Here is a 16745-nt window from a genome sequence, read left to right on the forward strand (position 1 = left end):
GCGGGGCAAGGCTTGCGCGGCGTGGCGGAACCCCCTGCCTGACTACACCGCTCGTTCCCGCAGTGCCGAGAATTGGGCTTCGAGGGCGGCGACTCGCTTCTCTAGGTTTTGGTTAGTTTCCCGCTGACCTACGAACAGGGTTGCGTCTGAAAGTCCGCGGCTTTCTTCTTCCATCTGGAGGTCATGGCGAAGAGCACTGATGTCGGAGCGCGCTACCTTCAGGTCAGCGATGGCGTGATCCATCCGCGCTTCCACCCGTTCGAAGCGATTATCCATATGATCGCGCGTCCGCAGAACCGTTTCTTGTGTCGCGTTGACTGAGGTAGTAAGCGTCTCGAGCTGTTCATCAATATCTTCAAACCGCTCGTCCATCTTGTCTAGCCGCTCGTGCGTTTTGCCGCTTTCTTCCCGCAGCTCGAGCTTGACAGCGCCGATCTCCGCCTTGAGCTCGCTCTTCACGTCGCTAATCTCCGCCTTGAGATCAGTCTTTACCGCCTCGATCTCCTCGCGAAATCCGTTCTGACCCTCTTCAAGCGCATCGAGTCGCTTGCAAACAGAAGTAACCTCGCTCTTAAGCGAACCTACCTCGCGTGTAATAAGTTCCTTTATTTCTTGTAAACCATCTTGCATCGCATATTCGCCCCTTTCTGGTATCTATTTTACCGTGAAATAGCCACCTTGAGCAATAGCATAAAGCCTATGCAGGCACTTCATTCTGGTATATAATCATAACCAGTAATGTCGCACCCAAATCCTGACAATAAGCCATCGCTTCATGCTCGTCTCCGCAAGACCAAAGCGGCGCTGCTGGCAACAGTCTTGACCTTGGCTGGCATCCTCCTCATCATGCTGAACGGCTGGCTCACTGGTCTGTCTTTGGGTGACTGGTCGTGGCTGCACGCGCTGCCACTCGGGGAACTAGGCGGCACGCTGTTTGGTGCCGGGCTCCTCGGTACGTTGTTCGAGTACTCTTTCCGTAAGGATCAGGAAGCTGCCACCGCTCGCCAGTTCCGTCAGATCATTCACGACGAAGCGCCGGCCATGCGGGATGCGGTGATCGAAGGGTTCCGGTTCAACACTGACGATCTGGAGCGTATTGCCACGCCCCGGCTGTTGGATGAGTTGGCAGTCAATAGCTTGGGCATGCGCTTTGGCGATACGGCCTTCGGGCGGGAAGTCTATGGAGATATCAAGCACCAGGCGATCACGGCTGAGGAGCGCTGGTATGACGCACGAGTCGACGCGACCCTAGGTATACCTAGGGTTAGGGGTGTAACCCCTAACCTGTTCTTTGACTTACTGGTCCGCTGGGAATACACGGTGGTGCCCAAGCACCGGTTCCGGAAGTTCGCCATGGTCTCGGATCGGCAGCGGTATGACCAGATGGTGGCTGAGCACGGGGAGACGAGTGTGTGGTTCAAACCTGCTGGGACGAAGCTTGACGTGACAGATCTGGACAACTTTGCACTCATTGAGTTCGTGGTGGATGGGGAGCCGCTGAAGATTATCCGGACGACAGATGAACATGGGCAGGTGTACACCGTGGATATTGGCGAGGCCGTCGTGGAGGCCGAGCAGCCGGTGGTCATGTCGTTCACGTACCGGTCACGGCTACGGCGGGACGGGCACATGGTCCACTTCGATGTCGACCGCCCGACGAAGGGGTTTGAGCTAGAGCTGAACTATCAGGACGCTGGAATAGCCAAGATGAAACTGGTGGACTTCATCTCAAGCACCCGGCGTGCTCGGGTGAGCGAGGCTCCAGACGTCGCTGGGGTGAAGAAGTACACCATGAGCTACGACGGCTGGGTGCTGCCGCGGGCTGGTGTGGCGTTTGTGTGGATCCTGGAGGATGAGAGCCTAGACAAGTCAGTTCAAGCGCATGAAACACAAGAGGGCGCGGCGCAAACCGCTGGCAAGAAGCGGGGGCGAGAGAACGGAAGCGCCCGCTCAGCCAAGACGGTCTAGCGGGCGCCGTTCACCGACACCAAGAGATGGGTCAGCGCCGTTTAGTAATCACTCGCCACCCATGAGCCGTCACCTCCCTCACTGTCTCGTCGGGACTCTTGCCATCACGCCGCGAGGCCATGATGCGGCCGGTCAGTCGCCACCCATGGTGGTCTCCTTTCCGTCGACGGTCCTAACAGGATACATCGTCACAGGACCTATCGTCTCTGGATACTCCGTCTTCGGGCGACTGGGATTGGCAGGTGCCCAACCCTGCGCGGAAGCCGCCCCTGTCACCCGTGACTGGGGCCTTTGGCGACCGCGTTCGTGCCACCCGGGAGGCGAAGGGGCTCAGCCAGGAGAGCTTGGCCGAACGAGCAGGACTGCATTGGACCTACATCGGGCAGGTCGAACGCGGCCAGCGAAACCTCAGCCTCCACAACATCCTGAAGATCGCCGGCGGCCTCGACGTGGATGCCGGGGAGCTGGTGCGGGGGCTAGGCGGACAAATTTCGCCTTGAGGTGAGTGACCAATCCTCAGGGTGCGGGCCAGCGCTGGACTTCCTCTCCTCTTCGCGCTTTCCTGACTGCTTGAGCCGACCAGGAGGCAGTTATGGATCCCGCTCCCGCCAACCCCACCGCCACGAGCAGCAGTCGCCCTAGCACTCACACCGAAGCGCCGCCCTGTCCATCGTGGTGCGTTCGTGACCACGCTGACCAAGATCCCGACGACCAGCTTCACGAAGGCCGCACGCGGCTACTCGGGGCCATCACCCTTGAACGCTCGCCAGGGGAAACGCCAAATGGCATCGCCCGCCACGCCGTCGCGACAGAGATCGCCATCACCCGCTACCAGTACCCGGATGACCCCGACGAATGGATCTACATCGGCGACGGCCACCATGGCCTAGACCTGAGCATCGAGAGCGTGCGCCGACTAGTGAGGGTTTTGGGGAGGGTGGTGGGGTGAGCGGATCCGTATTCTCACTCCGCGCCGTACCAAGCAGTCCTGGACAGCACCGACGACATCAGTGCCGAGATGCTTGGCTAAGCACGATTTTTACTCGACTCTCCTAAGGTCATCTCGTGCAACTCACTCTGACCGGGGCTCACCGACCATAGCGGAGTTTCCCGAAAAACTGTCATGGACGACTACCCACTTGGCCGAACGTACTGATAGTATTCTCTCATGTCGTTATTGCAACTAGCCGTGGCCTTGATCGTGGGTATTATTACCGGAGTACTGGGGAATGCTTTTTATCAATGGATAAGAAACATGCTCGCTTCCTTTACCGATCGTTTGGATTTGAAGGGCGTTTGGGGTGAGCGTGTTTCTGGATATGGTGAAAGGTTGAATAGCATTGGGAGCATTAGATACGACCTACGGCGGCAAATGTGGGTTTTCGATGGCACTAATTTTCACAATGATGGAAGGCCATATTGTCATTGGCGCACGATTTCCAGTCATGTAGACAGGGTTGCTGGTAGATATTATTACATATTCTTGAATACGCATGAAGACTCTGGACATAGGGGCTATACGGGATTTGGGTTTATTGAACTAGAGAAGCATGGTAGAACATGGAGTCCGGTTCGTGGCTCTTTTGCGGCCGGAAATCCAGGTGAAGCCTTTCGGTCACATTCTGTCATAAGAATCGACTCTGTTCCTAATGGTATTGCTGAACGATTGGAGGTGTTTAAATTCCTTGAGGAGAAATCCTAGGAGTGATAAAATAATAGAGCTTGTTGCGAGTCTCCGGTGAAGCTGTATAAAGATTTGACGGAGGCTCGCAATGAGATCCATTGTTGAGCGTACTTACTGTAAGGAGTGCTCCAATGGAACCATTGTGGGCTGCCACCGTTAGATGGCTTTGCAAGACGGTTATCTGTGTTGCCATGCTTGCCTTCTTCTTGGCTATACTGCTGGCAATTAGATAATTCGCATGTGGTGACATCTGGGCGATGCCCAGATGTCACCACACTTAAACTGAATATATCGAGGCTTACTCACACGGGGGCGCTTTGGGTTTCTCCAACTAGCTCTTCGCCCTGAGGGGATGTATAGAACAGCTTGTCTGGTTTGAGATCATTTTATTAATGACCGTAATCAAGCGTGGTTTGACTAGGGAGTACTTGCCGACACGCTGCTTGCAGATAAGCCTCAATGAGGTAAAGCACTCACGGATGCATTATCTCTAGGGATGGGCATTTTAATCGCTAGTCAACTATCTCTTCTAGCCCTATCATTTGTTCCGCTTTGTCTATGAGCCGTTCAGCGTGTGACTCGGAAACAAGAAGGATAGGGCGGCCGACAAACTGACTCAACTCTTTCTCAAGAGGAATAAGGTCGGCAGTAGTCCAGTCGTGTGCGCCAGCAATATCCACAAATAGCTCAACCGGGATAACTGTTGGATGTAGCCAGTGGTCGCTCACCCGACTACTAATTCGGGGCTGAGTGATTCCATGGGCTGCAAGCACGGAGTAGATTTACGAGCTCTGTGCTCGTAAGCGTTCAATGAGCATCAGTTGTGCCGACGTTCACTCATGGAAGGTTCCTGATCTCAAGATCGTCGGCTGAATTAGCGTGCAGCGCTGCCATGACGTCGTCGCTTACGCCGAAACGCCAAAATTGAAAACCGGTCGTATGGAAAACATCGACTGATCCGTCAACCACGGCAAAGCCTTTATATCCGTCCATGATTTCACCTTTAAGCCCCAAGAGATGGATGTCGAAGGAACGCCACCCGGAGAAGCCGAAAAGTGCGTTAATGAACCTATTCGAAGCCACTTTCATCGTACAACCCGTCCAGAGCAGGTCTCCAAAATGTGATCCTTGCGTGTGGCGGAATGTTGGAGTGAAGTCGAGATCCGCAATATCGCCGTCAGCGATAAGCTGATAGATATCTCGTCCGTCATCCAGCATGAAGGGGCCGATCTTTGGCAGACTGGGATTCGCCGGGAAAACCCACGCGCTCGGTCCATCAGATTTAGCGACTAGTTCATATGGCATGAATCTATCCTAGCAGGTGTAGGTGAATCGTCCTTGGATGTTTTGCATGAATACTATAATGTGCTGCTGTGTAATATACGGAGTAGTTGCAAAAAAATTCTCCCACAACTGATTGTAGGCATACGCCTGACTCTGGTGATTTGTCGGCAGCCCCTTAGTTGAGCACCACCACCGCAGATTACTAGGATGATGAATGTTAAATCCAGCAGCATTGAACCGCGGCTCGAATTTCTGAGGAAGCATGTGGTGCGCTTGGTATTCGCCAGTTGTTGTCGGATATGGTTTTTTAGCAAGCAGGTTGTAGCGATACCAATCTTTAGTGAAGGGGCCGTAAACATAGTTGTTAAACGGGTCAAGCCCTTGGTAACGACCCTCAATCACACTGACCATCTCAAAACCAAGAAATGAGCTGGGCAATAATGCCCTCCTGACGAAGGACATCGGTGGGCTACAAGTCGACGGGGGAGTAACAGAAACCTCATGGGTTTTCACCACAACACCCGGACGCTTATCTCCTATTGGAATTGTAATAGTTTTCCATTCGCTGCTGAAATCTATTTTTCCTTTCGCCTCTGAATAACACCAGGCTTTGACGCGAAAGTTGATAGTCTCCTCCTGCTCACCAGCATTGCTGAAGCGCGCGACAGCATACTGCGACACTCCCGCACTCATTGCACGTGGTCGAAAGCTAGACCAGATAGTTACTAGAAAAGGAGAGAGAGGAGATTTTGCATTTACCGCGGGCTGGGGCGTCAGCATCCCCAACACCACTGTGACCGCTATAAGCAGCGGCAATCGAAGCCATCGCAATCCCCCAAACATCGCCCCCACCCTTTCGCCTCAATGAGAATGACGATTTTACGACTTGCACGAACTTTAACATTGCCCAGCACAAACTTCGATACTTTATCAAAAACGTTATCATTTCGTTACATAAACACTCCCTCGTTGCTGAGTGTACGGATAGACATACTGCATTCTTACGAAGGGGCTTGTATATAGAAATAAGGAGCGAGTACAGCCATTACGACAGGAGCGATGGATAAACGTGTGCTGACAAGCACTCTCCCCCGCGGGAAGGGTAGAGGTTTGTCTAGGTAATATCTAACCACATCCCAGCAGGTGGCCCTGCACGGTACCAACCCAGCGCCAAGGCTCACGTCTACCCCCATCACCCCCTCAACCCTCTGGACTTTTCGTTCCATCTGAGCGTCAATAGAAGTAGGGCAGTCCCGGACGAGCCGCCGGTTTCCGCCCTGACAAGCCATAACACCCCATAGCCACGGCCCCGAGGACGCAGGCGGGTAGCGGGTGAGAAAGGAGAAGGCGCTCATGACCAACACCATCACCAACCCCACAAGCCACCGGCACGGAGTCCGCCCATGACCACCGATCCGTTTGCCGCCATGGCCGCCTCACTCACCCCGAAGCGGGCCGTCTCCTACCTGCGGGTCTCCACCCGCGAACAAGCCCAACGAAGCGGCGCTGCCGAGGGCTTCTCCATCCCCGCCCAACGCGAAGCCAACAAGAAGAAGGCCATGGCCCTGGGCGCTCTCATCGTCAAAGAGTTCGTCGACCGCGGCGAATCCGCCCGCAGCGCCAACCGCCCCGAACTACAAAAGATGCTCCACTACCTCCAAGACGCCGGCGACATCGACTACGTCATCGTCCACAAACTCGACCGCCTCGCCCGCAACCGCGCCGACGACGTCGACATCAACCGCATCCTCGACCAAACCGGCACCCGCCTGATCTCCACCACCGAGAACATCGACCAAACCCCCGGCGGCATCCTCCTGCACGGCATCATGAGCTCCATCGCCGAGTTCTACTCCCGCAACCTCGCCAACGAAGTCGTCAAAGGCCTCAGCCAAAAAGCCCGCGCCGGCGGCACCATTGGCCGCGCCCCACTCGGCTACCTCAACAAACAAGGCCGCGACGAGCAAGGCAGGGAAGCCCGCCGGGTCGACATCGACCCTGTTCGCGGCCCACTCATCACCCAAGCCTTCACCGAATACGCCACCGACCGCTGGACGCTATCCACCCTCACTGACCACCTCACCGCTCAAGGCCTGACCACTGTCCCCACGCCCAGCCGGCCGTCTCATCCCCTCGGCCACAACAAACTCCTCGCCATCCTCCGTAACCCCTATTACCGCGGCATCGTCACCTACCAAGGCGTTCAATACCCCGGCAAACACCAACCCCTCATCGACGACGCCACCTGGCAGCGCGTCCAAACCATCCTCAACCAACACCGCCACGGCGAACGCCAACGCATCCATAACCACCACCTCAAAACCACCATCCGCTGCGGCCAATGCGGCGGCCGACTCATCATCCACAACGCCAAAGCCAGAAACGGCCATATCTATCCATACTTCGTCTGCTCCTACCGCCAACGCCACCGCACCAAATGCTCCTTCAAAGCCGTCCTCATCGACGAAGTCGACGCTCGCATCGCCGACCTCTACCACCACATCCACATCACCCCCGAAGACCGACGCACCATCGAGAAATACCTCCGCATCGAACTCGACCACATCTACGCCCGCCAACACACCCACACCCAAACACTCACCACCCAAGCCCGCAAACTCAAAACCCAACAAGCCAAACTCCTCGAAGCCCACTACGCCGACGCCATCCCCCTCGACCTCCTCAAAACCGAACAAACCCGCCTCACCCGTGAGCTCGACCACATCACCCAAGAACTGGCCACCCTCACCGCCGACCGCGAACGCGTCGAACAACACCTCAAAGAAGCCCTCACCCTCCTCGAACACTGCCACCACCTCTACACCCACCCAGACACCCCACCCAGCCTCAAGAAACTCCTCAACACCATCTTCTTCACCGAAATCCTCATCAACCCAGACGACAACACCCCAACCAGCACCCCACAACGCCCCATCCACCCCACACCCCGACCACCCTTTGACCAACTCACCAACCCAACCCTGCGACACGACGCCGGACTCACAAACCCAGGAAAGAACAGACGCAGCGAATCCGCCCGCCGGAACGACAGCAGCGACCAAGGCAATGACGACAGCCGGGACAGGCACGGCGACCAAGACAATGGCAGCATCCACATCGGCAGCAACAGCGCTCACCTCGACCAAACAACCGCCCGCACCGGCACCGCCACCATCAGCCCTGTCGCCGCCATAGCCGCTACCCACAGCAGTACCGACATCACCAGCCACCCCAACCAAGCAAGCACCACCGCAACCTCTCGTGGCAGCACAGCCGGCACAGCCGCCCGCACCGCCACCACCCAGCTCCCCAGCAACCAAAAAACCCTCCAGGAGGAACTCCCGGAGGGCGACACCCACATTCACTTGGGTGATGTTTCGTGTAAGTCGCTTGTGGTGGGGGTGGCTGGGATCGAACCAGCGACCAACAGGTTATGAGCCCGCTGCTCTAACCGCTGAGCTACACCCCCATGAGCGATATTATACCGTAAAAGTGGCCGAGTGAGAAGTGGCGTCAATTTACCCCACTACCGACCGTCAAGCTGTTCGTGCATTCCTGAGGGCAGTGCGCACCATCCTAATTCCATCCCTATTTGTCTGTTTTTGTTTCTCAGTTAACGGGCCCTGTCCTGATGCTTCATGGGCTTGTTGCGTGCGCGTATCAAAACGACTACGTTCACGAGGGGGTGTTTTCTTATTAACAGAGGTACTTTGATCAGACAATGGCTGACTATTCGCATGAACAATCTGACAAGACGGCGGTTTAAACCCAAGTGCCCATCGCGCTCCATAATATGAACAGCCTGTTTTATCGACAAGTTCATCAACCTTCTCCCACTCCTCCGCGGTCAATTCACAGTCCCACTCATCGCCAACCTGCAACAGTTCATTCATAATTATTAAATATCACATTTTACTCATAAAAGCAATACTATCTCAGTGCCTCAATGCTTCACCACAAAAAGACTCCCGCATGAGCGAGAGTCTTTGAGGCACCTGTTTGTTTGATACCATTGTACCGGTAACCAGGTGTATAATGCAAGTGCTTATTTCTTCTTCTTGATCGTCAAAAAGCCGTTGCGTGGATTTTCGGTAACGATCCGGTCATCTGGCAAGTCGCATGGCTCGCCCTTGGCGTTCTTTTCAACCTTGGCGAAAAAATAAATCGTCTGCGTTTTGCCACCGCGCAGCGTGACTTCGGTTTTATGCAAGTAGTATGTAATGCCTTTTGAGTTTGTGTGCTTATAAGCCATTCGTATACCTCCTGTTAGTATTATACTATTCTAGATTAGCGTCTCTGTTGACCCCTGTCAAGCCTAAAGCGGTTTTTGACGATACCGAAGCAGCAGTTTCAGTACCGCCAAAACTACCAGTCGAGCAATGATAATCAGCATAATTACCCCTGTTACCACCAATGACCAGCCAGCCAAGTCCGATGACCAGAGTGGCGGCACAAATGTCTGATAATACGGCGCGGTGGATGGCGGCGTAAATTTGAGGTCAAGTGACGAGGCGGCCGGGTACTTCGCCCATTCATCATTGATGCAGCTGACGTAGCGCGGGTCGGCCGTAGCATAAAATCGCCCCCAACCACCAGCCTGTGCTCGAGCGTCGCAGACTTGGCGGACTTTGGCGACCGTGTCGTTGCTGGAACGAGAGGCTGACTTTGACTCAAATTCTTTCCAGGCCGCCTCGTAGGCCCGCTTGTACGAGTGCTCCAGCGCGATGCGTCCCGGATCGGCGTTCATGTGCGCGACCACATAGCGCTGCAAGTCATACACCCGCCGCTCCAGCGCGCCCTCGTCGCCCTCCTTGTCAGCATTGATGACGGCGTCACGGCGCTCGATCATGCCGATATTATTTAGCCTGAGGAATGTCGCACTGATAAACGACGCCATCACTAGCAAAATGACCAGCTGCCATGTCTTGATTTCTTCTAGCCGCCGGATCGCCCGACGCGTGCCTCGCTTATCTGCCATTCCCCACCTTTCTCACCTCATTATACCAAAGATACTAGGTGAATGCGACACGGGGCTAGCGTCAGTGGTATAATGACGCTATGAGGATTTATTTTTCGGGAATTGGTGGTGTGGCGATCGGGCCACTAGCAGAAATGGCCATCGGCGCTGGACACGAGGTCTGTGGCTCTGACCGGGCGGCCGGCTTGATGACGGAGGCACTCAGACGGGATGGGATCACCGTGTCGTTTGATCAGTCGGGCGAGTTTTTGCGCAGCGAACATCAGCAGGCGCCCTTTGACTGGTTTGTCTATACGGCGGCCCTACCGGCGGATCATCCAGAGTTGGTGCTGGCCAGGCAGCTAGGGATTCGCACCAGCAAGCGCGATGAGCTACTCGCTCAGATTATCGCCGACAAGCAGCTCAAGCTCATTGCCGTCACCGGTACGCACGGCAAGACGACGACGACCAGCATGCTGGTGTGGATGTTGCAGCAGCTTGGCATGCCGGTGAGCTACTTGGTTGGCTCGACGCTTAGTTTTGGCCCGAGCGGCCGGTTTGATCCGGCTAGCCAGTTTTTGGTGTATGAATGCGACGAATTTGACCGCAACTTCCTTCACTTTTCGCCGTGGCTGAGCCTCATTACTTCAGTTGACTACGACCATCCCGACACCTTTCCGACGCCAGATGATTACCGAGCAGCGTTTCGGCAATTTGGCGAGCAGTCGACGCAGGTGATCACGTGGCGAGAGGATGCTGACGTATTTACGCCGGCCAATGTGACGGTGCTCGAACAGACTGATCCACAAATAACGCTGGCTGGCGAACACAACCGGCGTAACGGCACGCTGGCAGCACGGGCAGCGATGCTGGTGCGAGAGGCGGCTGCCCTTGAGATTGAGGATGAGGCGATTATCACGGCACTCAATACCTTTCCGGGTACAGGCCGGCGCTTTGAGAAACTGGCTGACAATCTCTACACCGATTATGGCCATCATCCGTCAGAGATTGCTGCTACGTTGCAGCTGGCTCATGAACTAAACGACCACGTGATACTCGTCTACCAGCCGCACCAAAATATTCGCCAGCACGAAGTGCACGAGCGCTACACCGACGAGGTTTTTATGCATGCTGACGAGATATATTGGCTGCCGACGTACTTGACCCGCGAAGACCCGAGCCTGCCGGTGCTGACACCGGAGGAATTGACGCGCCAATTGACAACGGACAAGGTACATATCGCGCAGCTAGACGAGGCGCTATGGCACACGATTGAACAGCAACGAGCGCGCGGCGCGCTGGTACTCGGTATGGGTGCCGGGACAATCGACGGGTGGCTGCGCGAGCAATTAGGTCGCAGCGCCTGATCACGGTTCGCCTACTCGTCAGGCTCACCACCAAGCGCCGCCCGGATATCATCATACGAAAATCCCTGACGGGCCAGATACGCCATGAACTTTTGCTGATCGCCGGCGTATTTGTGGCGTTTTTTAGCGATAATTTTTTGCAGTTCCTCGTCGTCGGAGCGGATATTTTCGCTAACTAACTGTTCTATCGTCTCGCGCTCAATCCCCTTTTGCGCTAGTTCCAATTTTAGCCGCCTGACACTGGTGCCTTTTTGCATAAATCGATGCTCCAGCCAAAAGCGGGCAAACTTTTCATCATCGAGGTACTGTTTCTCGATCAGCCGCGCCAGTACCCGCTTGGTAATTTCCGGCTTCACGCCTGGACGCTCAGTAATTTCACCGGCCTTTGGCGAGCGCTTCTTAGTCGGCCTAGTTTTACGCCACAAATAGTCACGCACTTCTTTAACCGAGCGCGGCCGCGTCAAGCAATACTCCATGGCCCGGGCGTACAACTTACCAAACTGACTCTCGTTCTCCAGTGCTGTCAATTCGTCGTCGGTATATTCGCGCCCAACTTTAATCCCCAGCTCGCCCACCTGAAACACATCGAGGCTAAAGCGATAGGTGCCGTCAACACTCACATTAACACGGTTGTTATCGCGAGCCTGAAGCGAGATGTCAGTGATTTTCATGAAGCTATTATACCGCGAAGACGCTAGGCTAGCTACCAGCAGAGGCTACTCGACTACCTCGATCACCTTGCCATGCACGCCGTTATAGCAAGCAGCAGCACGCGGCTCAGTGATGACTGGCAGTTGCCCTGGAATAGCGCTCATATTAACGTCGTCAAGCGTACCGGCCTCGACACAACCGAGCGTGATGTGCGGGCGGAACCCATCAACATCCAGCCCTGGGTGAACACCATCCAGTGCCGCGAGTAATTGCTGACGCGCCTTAATCATCCAGTCAATTTTCTGCGTGCGTAGCTCAACCCAAACGCAGTTACCAGCCTTGTCTGGTAAGAAATTAACACCATCAAGCACCAACTTATCGAGAACAGGCAGTGCCGCAGCGGCCGCCTTGAGGCGTGGCATGTCCTGTTCAGTCACGTTAATCAGTGTCACGTGTGGGATAAACTCACCAAAGTCAAGGTTCATTTTTTCTGATAATTCTCGAAGATACGCATTCTGCTCATCATCAAAGACCAGGCTGACTGACGCCATATGTTTTTCGACTGGATATGCGGTTTCTGCTGCGCGCATTAGTTCTCTCCTTCTTTGACCTTCTCCCGAACCTTCTGATCAATTTCCGCCAGAACCTCAGGATGTTCTTTCAGATATAATTTGGTTTTGTCGCGACCCTGACCGATGGTTTCACCGTTATATTTGTAAAAGGCGCCAGATTTTTCGACAATGCCGTGCGTAGCCGCCAAATCCAGAATATCGCCAGTTTTAGAGATGCCTTCGTTATACATAATGTCAAACTCAGCGATGCGAAATGGCGGCGCAATCTTATTTTTCACCACCTTGATCTTGGTGCGGTTACCGAGGATATCATCACCAACCTTGATCTGCCCGATCCGACGAATATCCACCCGCTGCGAGGCGTAAAACTTCAACGCGTTACCACCCGTCGTGGTTTCAGGATTGCCAAACATCACGCCAATCTTCATGCGAATCTGGTTGATGAAAATCACCGTGGCTTTCGACTTGTTGATGATACCAGTCAGTTTACGCAGTGCCTGGCTCATCAGCCGTGCCTGTAGACCCATGTGCGAATCACCCATGTCGCCATCAATTTCTGCTTGCGGGGTCAGTGCCGCCACCGAGTCCACCACAATCAGATCCACCGCGTTTGAACGTACCAAGGTTTCGGTAATCTCCAGCGCCTGTTCACCGTTGTCTGGCTGCGATACCAGCAGATTTTCGGTATCCACGCCCAACCGCTTGGCGTAGCTCGGGTCAAGCGCGTGCTCAGCGTCGATGAACGCTGCCGTACCGCCCTGCTTTTGGATTTCGGCAATGGCATGTAGTGTCAACGTCGTCTTACCAGAGCTTTCTGGACCATAAATCTCAATGATGCGACCCTTTGGATAGCCGCCACCCAATGCCAAATCGAGGCTTAGCGAACCCGATGGAATCACTTCAACATCAACTTTGTGCGCCTCGCCAAGCTTCATGATTGAGCCGTCACCAAACTGCTTGGTGATTTGATCCATGGCTAGACCCAGCGCTTTCAATTTCCCATCATCAATCTTTTTCTCTGTCACCTGAGCCGTGCCAGTTGCGGCGTCTGTTTGGTGTTTATTATCGGTTTTCGCTGTGCTAGCCATACCTCTCCCTCCGTTATCTTATGCTGTATAGTATACCATAAATCAAGCGCCTACCGCGAGTGGTGAAACTTTGCTATAATGGAATCATATGAAACGACAAGCAGGCTTTACGGTAATCGAGGTGCTAGTGGCAATTATATTTCTCGGCGTGGCTACCGCAGTGGCATTCACCCAGCTGGTGACGATCCAGCGCGAGCACCAAAACGACCGGAAAAAAATTGCTATTAACGCCATGCATTACAGCCTCGAAGAAGCCTATTACAAGCAGCACGGCTCTTATCCGGAAAAGATTACCGACGAGACACTACCGACCATGGACAAGGAGCTACTCAAAGATCCGAGTGGTAAAAAGCTTGGCGACAATGGCAGCACCTATCGCTACGAGCCAACAAACTGTACCGGCGGTAAGTGCAAATCATATTCGCTCAGAGCCACGCTTGATGGTGAGGCAGATTTCGTCAAAGACAGCCGCCACAAATAACTAAATTGTAGCCAAACTAATCGTAACAGACTGGCCGGCCGTTCTTGAAGGCCTCGATGGCGTTATTAAGAATAGCTACCTGATGCTTGGGGTTAGCCACGTAGTGAAAAATGTAAGTCGTCTCTTCGCCCTCAGTACTGAGACGAATCGTGCCGTAGTTAAAGATCGTCTGGGCGATGCCGGCCTGGAAAAAGCTAGCATCCTCAATGCTACCGAGGCTGACTGTCTGCTCGTGCCGAACGAAGAGGCTCTGTTGGATTTCCTGGATGACACTTTCATTGGTCATGAAAAAATGATTTTGTAAATACACCCACAAGGCGATCGCACCACCCATCACCACCAAAGCGACGAGCAGTAGCGCAATACCGAGCACTGCTCCCGGATTCACCGTCGGAAACAGTGGGAGGTTGGCGGTTAGTGATGAAAACGAGGCCGCAAATACCAGCAGCACGACGACTAATAGCAAGGTGATGGCGCTCGGAATGACCATGCCGATGGGGTGGCGCTTGATGTCGAGGATGACATACTCGCCCTCGCTGAGATTAAGCTGCGGATAATCACGAACGGACTGGTCGTGACGCGCCTTGGTCTCTGGGCTAACTGCGGGAACGGTCGGCTCAAGCGGCCGCGCAGCATGAACAACATTTGGCTCGTTAGCGTACTGGGCACGAATTTGTGGATTAAAATTCTGCCCCTCGATCATCTCTGGCTGGACGGTGACGTGCGAGGCTGGCTGAGGCTCGATTGGCGGCGCAGTCGTCACCGGTGGCGGTGTCACAGCAGCCGGCGGATGATGATACAGCGGCCGACCATCAGAATCATACGCAACCGGCTGGGTGTAATCAGGCTCGGGGTTAGTCTGGTTCGGATTCATTAGTTCTAGTATAGCATATCGGCCGGACTATGCGACGTCACGAGCATGTTTTGTCCGATTGTTATGCCGTGGATTACGCTGCGCCACTCGCCGCAGATCCTCGTGCGCATCAAACTCATCGATGATTTTACGCCCCAATATCCGTTCGGTCACGTCCTCCAGGCTGACGATACCAACCGTCTCGCGAAACTCATTCACCACGATGAACAAGTGATGCCGCACTCGCAAAAATGCCGCCAGTGCATGCTGCAACGTCTGATCCTCGCGGATATAATACACCTTTTTCTCCATGACGGTTCGTGCCCGCTTGCTCGTCGACGAACGGTTAATTGTCAGCAGATCCTGAATGTATAGCATCCCTACCACATGATCAATATCACCCTTCGTCACCGGAAAGCGGCTATGCCCGGTCTTGTGCAGCGCGTCCAGCACCAGCGGCCCCAACACCTCGTCCTGATCCACCGTATCAATCACGCTACGCGGCGTCATCACTTCCTTGACCGGCACCGTATCAAACGACAGCACGCCGATGACCATCTTTTTCTCATCCCGACTGAGCGCCTCGCCCGCCTGCTTGACCATAGTGACGAGCTCTTCTTTTGACTCAATATCATAGCCGTCATTGGGCATTGGCGCCACCGAGCGAATCATCGCAAATAACGTCGGAAACTTCTCGATCAGCACCAAAATTCGCCCCTCATACCGCTCGTAAAGCCGCTGAGAATATTGTTGCCATAATGAAATCCGCGCCACTGCTCCTATCTCCAATGCGATCACTAGCGAGATAATAATACCCAGTAGCCAATGAAACAACTCCACACCGATGACACTGAGTGTCACCAGCAGCACCGCTGCGATCACCCGCTGCAATGAGAAAATATCCCGCATCAGTGCGTGCCGCTTTAACAGATGCTGCGCATCCTGATCACCACGGTGCGCTCGCCGCTGCAGCTCGAACTTACTGTGTGACGAGGCCTGCGGATGGACGCCCATGACCATTACGAGCAATATCAGCACCACCACATACAGGATTCCTAGCAAAATATCGCTCATGCTGTTCATTGTATACTTTTTATGCTATAATAGCCAGAGTTAATTTGGAGGAAGTATGAACGGAAAAACCTGGGCTATCTTTGCAATCGTTGTCGCGGCTGTCGTCGGCGGTATGATTTATCTGTCAACACAGAATCGCTTGAACGTCAGCGATATCTCGAATGACACAGCCATGCATCATATTATACCAGCCGAAGCACGCACTGGTGACATTAGCGAGCACACTATCGGCAACACCAATGGCAAAGTTGTGATGATCGAATACGGCGACTACCAGTGCCCGGGCTGCCGCACCGCTGCACCAGAAGCCAAGCGCGTGGCCGAGAAATACAAGGATCACGTCGCGCTGGTCTTTCGTAATTATCCGATCCCGTCGCTCCATCCAAACGCCCGAGCGGCGGCGGCGGTCGCCGAAGCAGCTGGGCTGCAGGGTAAGTTCTGGGAAATGCACGATCTACTCTACACCAACCAAGGCGCATGGAGTAATGCCCGCGCCAAAGAACGCACCGACGTCTTCAGTGGCTACGCCAAGCAGCTGGGCCTGAATGTCGATAAATTCAATGCTGACCTAGCCTCCGGTGCTGTCACAAAGAAAATTGACTTTGACGTGGCGGTCGGGCGACAGTTACAAATTGATGGCACACCAACCTTTTTCATCAATGGCAACAAGCTTAACCTCGGTGACGCTAGCTCTATTGAAAATGCCGTCAAAGACGCCCTGAAAAAGGCCGGCGTCGCAGTTGATGAAGCAAAAAGCTAGCCTCAA

General features: G+C 54.3%; 17 protein-coding genes, 1 tRNA gene and 1 pseudogene. 7 read left to right on the forward strand and 12 right to left on the reverse strand.

What is annotated here, in order from left to right:
* Positions 1-42: 42 nt before the first annotated feature.
* Complete coding sequence (locus GWK74_04420; GenBank protein QHU90726.1) at positions 43-630, reverse strand: hypothetical protein; 588 nt, start codon at positions 628-630, stop codon at positions 43-45.
* Positions 631-738: 108 nt separating this feature from the next.
* Between GWK74_04420 and GWK74_04425 the strand changes: the two are divergent.
* From GWK74_04425 to GWK74_04435, 3 genes and pseudogenes are all read left to right on the forward strand, one after another.
* Positions 739-1860 (forward strand): annotated as a pseudogene (locus GWK74_04425) (hypothetical protein).
* 350 nt (positions 1861-2210) lie between these two features.
* Entirely contained in the window at positions 2211-2468 is a 258-nt protein-coding gene (locus GWK74_04430; GenBank protein ID QHU90727.1) for a helix-turn-helix domain-containing protein, read from the forward strand.
* A gap of 668 nt (positions 2469-3136) precedes the next feature.
* Positions 3137-3670 (forward strand): hypothetical protein, encoded by a 534-nt coding sequence (locus GWK74_04435; GenBank protein ID QHU90728.1) that lies wholly within the window; start codon positions 3137-3139, stop codon positions 3668-3670.
* Between the two features lie 819 nt (positions 3671-4489).
* On the opposite strand, the gene GWK74_04440 is transcribed toward GWK74_04435, so the two are convergent.
* Both GWK74_04440 and GWK74_04445 read right to left on the reverse strand, forming a co-directional pair.
* Positions 4490-4957, reverse strand: a complete 468-nt coding sequence (locus GWK74_04440) for a hypothetical protein (protein ID QHU90729.1) — start codon at positions 4955-4957, stop codon at positions 4490-4492.
* Positions 4958-4966: 9 nt separating this feature from the next.
* Positions 4967-5617: a hypothetical protein gene (locus GWK74_04445; GenBank protein QHU90730.1), complete on the reverse strand. Its 651-nt coding sequence runs from the start codon at positions 5615-5617 to the stop codon at positions 4967-4969.
* A gap of 746 nt (positions 5618-6363) precedes the next feature.
* Here GWK74_04445 and GWK74_04450 point away from each other — a divergent pair.
* Complete coding sequence (locus GWK74_04450; GenBank protein ID QHU90859.1) at positions 6364-8373, forward strand: recombinase family protein; 2010 nt, start codon at positions 6364-6366, stop codon at positions 8371-8373.
* Here GWK74_04450 and GWK74_04455 read toward each other — a convergent pair.
* The 4 genes from GWK74_04455 to GWK74_04470 form a co-directional block, all read right to left on the reverse strand.
* A tRNA-Ile gene (locus tag GWK74_04455) sits at positions 8330-8405 on the reverse strand. The genes GWK74_04450 and GWK74_04455 overlap by 44 nt on opposite strands.
* A gap of 67 nt (positions 8406-8472) precedes the next feature.
* Positions 8473-8829 carry a hypothetical protein gene (locus GWK74_04460; protein QHU90731.1) on the reverse strand — a complete coding sequence of 119 codons (357 nt, stop codon included), beginning with the start codon at positions 8827-8829 and terminating at the stop codon, positions 8473-8475.
* A gap of 152 nt (positions 8830-8981) precedes the next feature.
* The gene (locus tag GWK74_04465; protein QHU90732.1) at positions 8982-9188 is read right to left on the reverse strand and encodes a hypothetical protein; all 207 of its coding nucleotides are present in this window, start codon (positions 9186-9188) and stop codon (positions 8982-8984) included.
* Between the two features lie 63 nt (positions 9189-9251).
* On the reverse strand, positions 9252-9914 hold the full coding sequence (locus GWK74_04470) for a hypothetical protein (GenBank protein QHU90733.1): 663 nt from the start codon (positions 9912-9914) through the stop codon (positions 9252-9254).
* Between the two features lie 80 nt (positions 9915-9994).
* Between GWK74_04470 and GWK74_04475 the strand changes: the two genes are divergently transcribed.
* A complete protein-coding gene (locus GWK74_04475; protein QHU90734.1) occupies positions 9995-11260 on the forward strand; it encodes a hypothetical protein in 1266 nt (421 codons plus the stop codon).
* Positions 11261-11271: 11 nt separating this feature from the next.
* Here GWK74_04475 and GWK74_04480 read toward each other — a convergent pair whose 3' ends face one another.
* Genes GWK74_04480 through recA form a run of 3 tightly spaced genes read right to left on the reverse strand, consistent with a single transcriptional unit; the run spans position 11272 to position 13571 of the window.
* Complete coding sequence (locus GWK74_04480; protein QHU90735.1) at positions 11272-11931, reverse strand: hypothetical protein; 660 nt, start codon at positions 11929-11931, stop codon at positions 11272-11274.
* Between the two features lie 45 nt (positions 11932-11976).
* Positions 11977-12501 carry a hypothetical protein gene (locus GWK74_04485; GenBank protein QHU90736.1) on the reverse strand — a complete coding sequence of 175 codons (525 nt, stop codon included), beginning with the start codon at positions 12499-12501 and terminating at the stop codon, positions 11977-11979.
* Positions 12501-13571 carry a recombinase RecA gene (gene recA, locus GWK74_04490; GenBank protein QHU90737.1) on the reverse strand — a complete coding sequence of 357 codons (1071 nt, stop codon included), beginning with the start codon at positions 13569-13571 and terminating at the stop codon, positions 12501-12503. Before recA ends, GWK74_04485 begins: the two co-directional genes overlap by 1 nt.
* Positions 13572-13659: 88 nt before the next feature.
* Between recA and GWK74_04495 the strand changes: the two genes are divergently transcribed.
* On the forward strand, positions 13660-14052 hold the full coding sequence (locus GWK74_04495; GenBank protein ID QHU90738.1) for a prepilin-type N-terminal cleavage/methylation domain-containing protein: 393 nt from the start codon (positions 13660-13662) through the stop codon (positions 14050-14052).
* 16 nt (positions 14053-14068) lie between these two features.
* Here GWK74_04495 and GWK74_04500 read toward each other — a convergent pair whose 3' ends face one another.
* Together GWK74_04500 and GWK74_04505 are read right to left on the reverse strand one after the other, a co-directional pair.
* Positions 14069-14926 (reverse strand): hypothetical protein, encoded by an 858-nt coding sequence (locus GWK74_04500; protein ID QHU90739.1) that lies wholly within the window; start codon positions 14924-14926, stop codon positions 14069-14071.
* 27 nt (positions 14927-14953) lie between these two features.
* The gene (locus tag GWK74_04505) at positions 14954-15979 is read right to left on the reverse strand and encodes a CBS domain-containing protein (protein ID QHU90740.1); all 1026 of its coding nucleotides are present in this window, start codon (positions 15977-15979) and stop codon (positions 14954-14956) included.
* 55 nt (positions 15980-16034) lie between these two features.
* Between GWK74_04505 and GWK74_04510 the strand changes: the two genes are divergently transcribed.
* Positions 16035-16739, forward strand: a complete 705-nt coding sequence (locus tag GWK74_04510) for a thioredoxin domain-containing protein (protein ID QHU90741.1) — start codon at positions 16035-16037, stop codon at positions 16737-16739.
* Positions 16740-16745 lie beyond the last annotated feature (6 nt).

It is taken from the genome of Candidatus Saccharibacteria bacterium oral taxon 488 (assembly GCA_010202115.1).
In the GTDB taxonomy this organism is placed as follows: domain Bacteria; phylum Patescibacteriota; class Saccharimonadia; order Saccharimonadales; family Saccharimonadaceae; genus Nanosynbacter.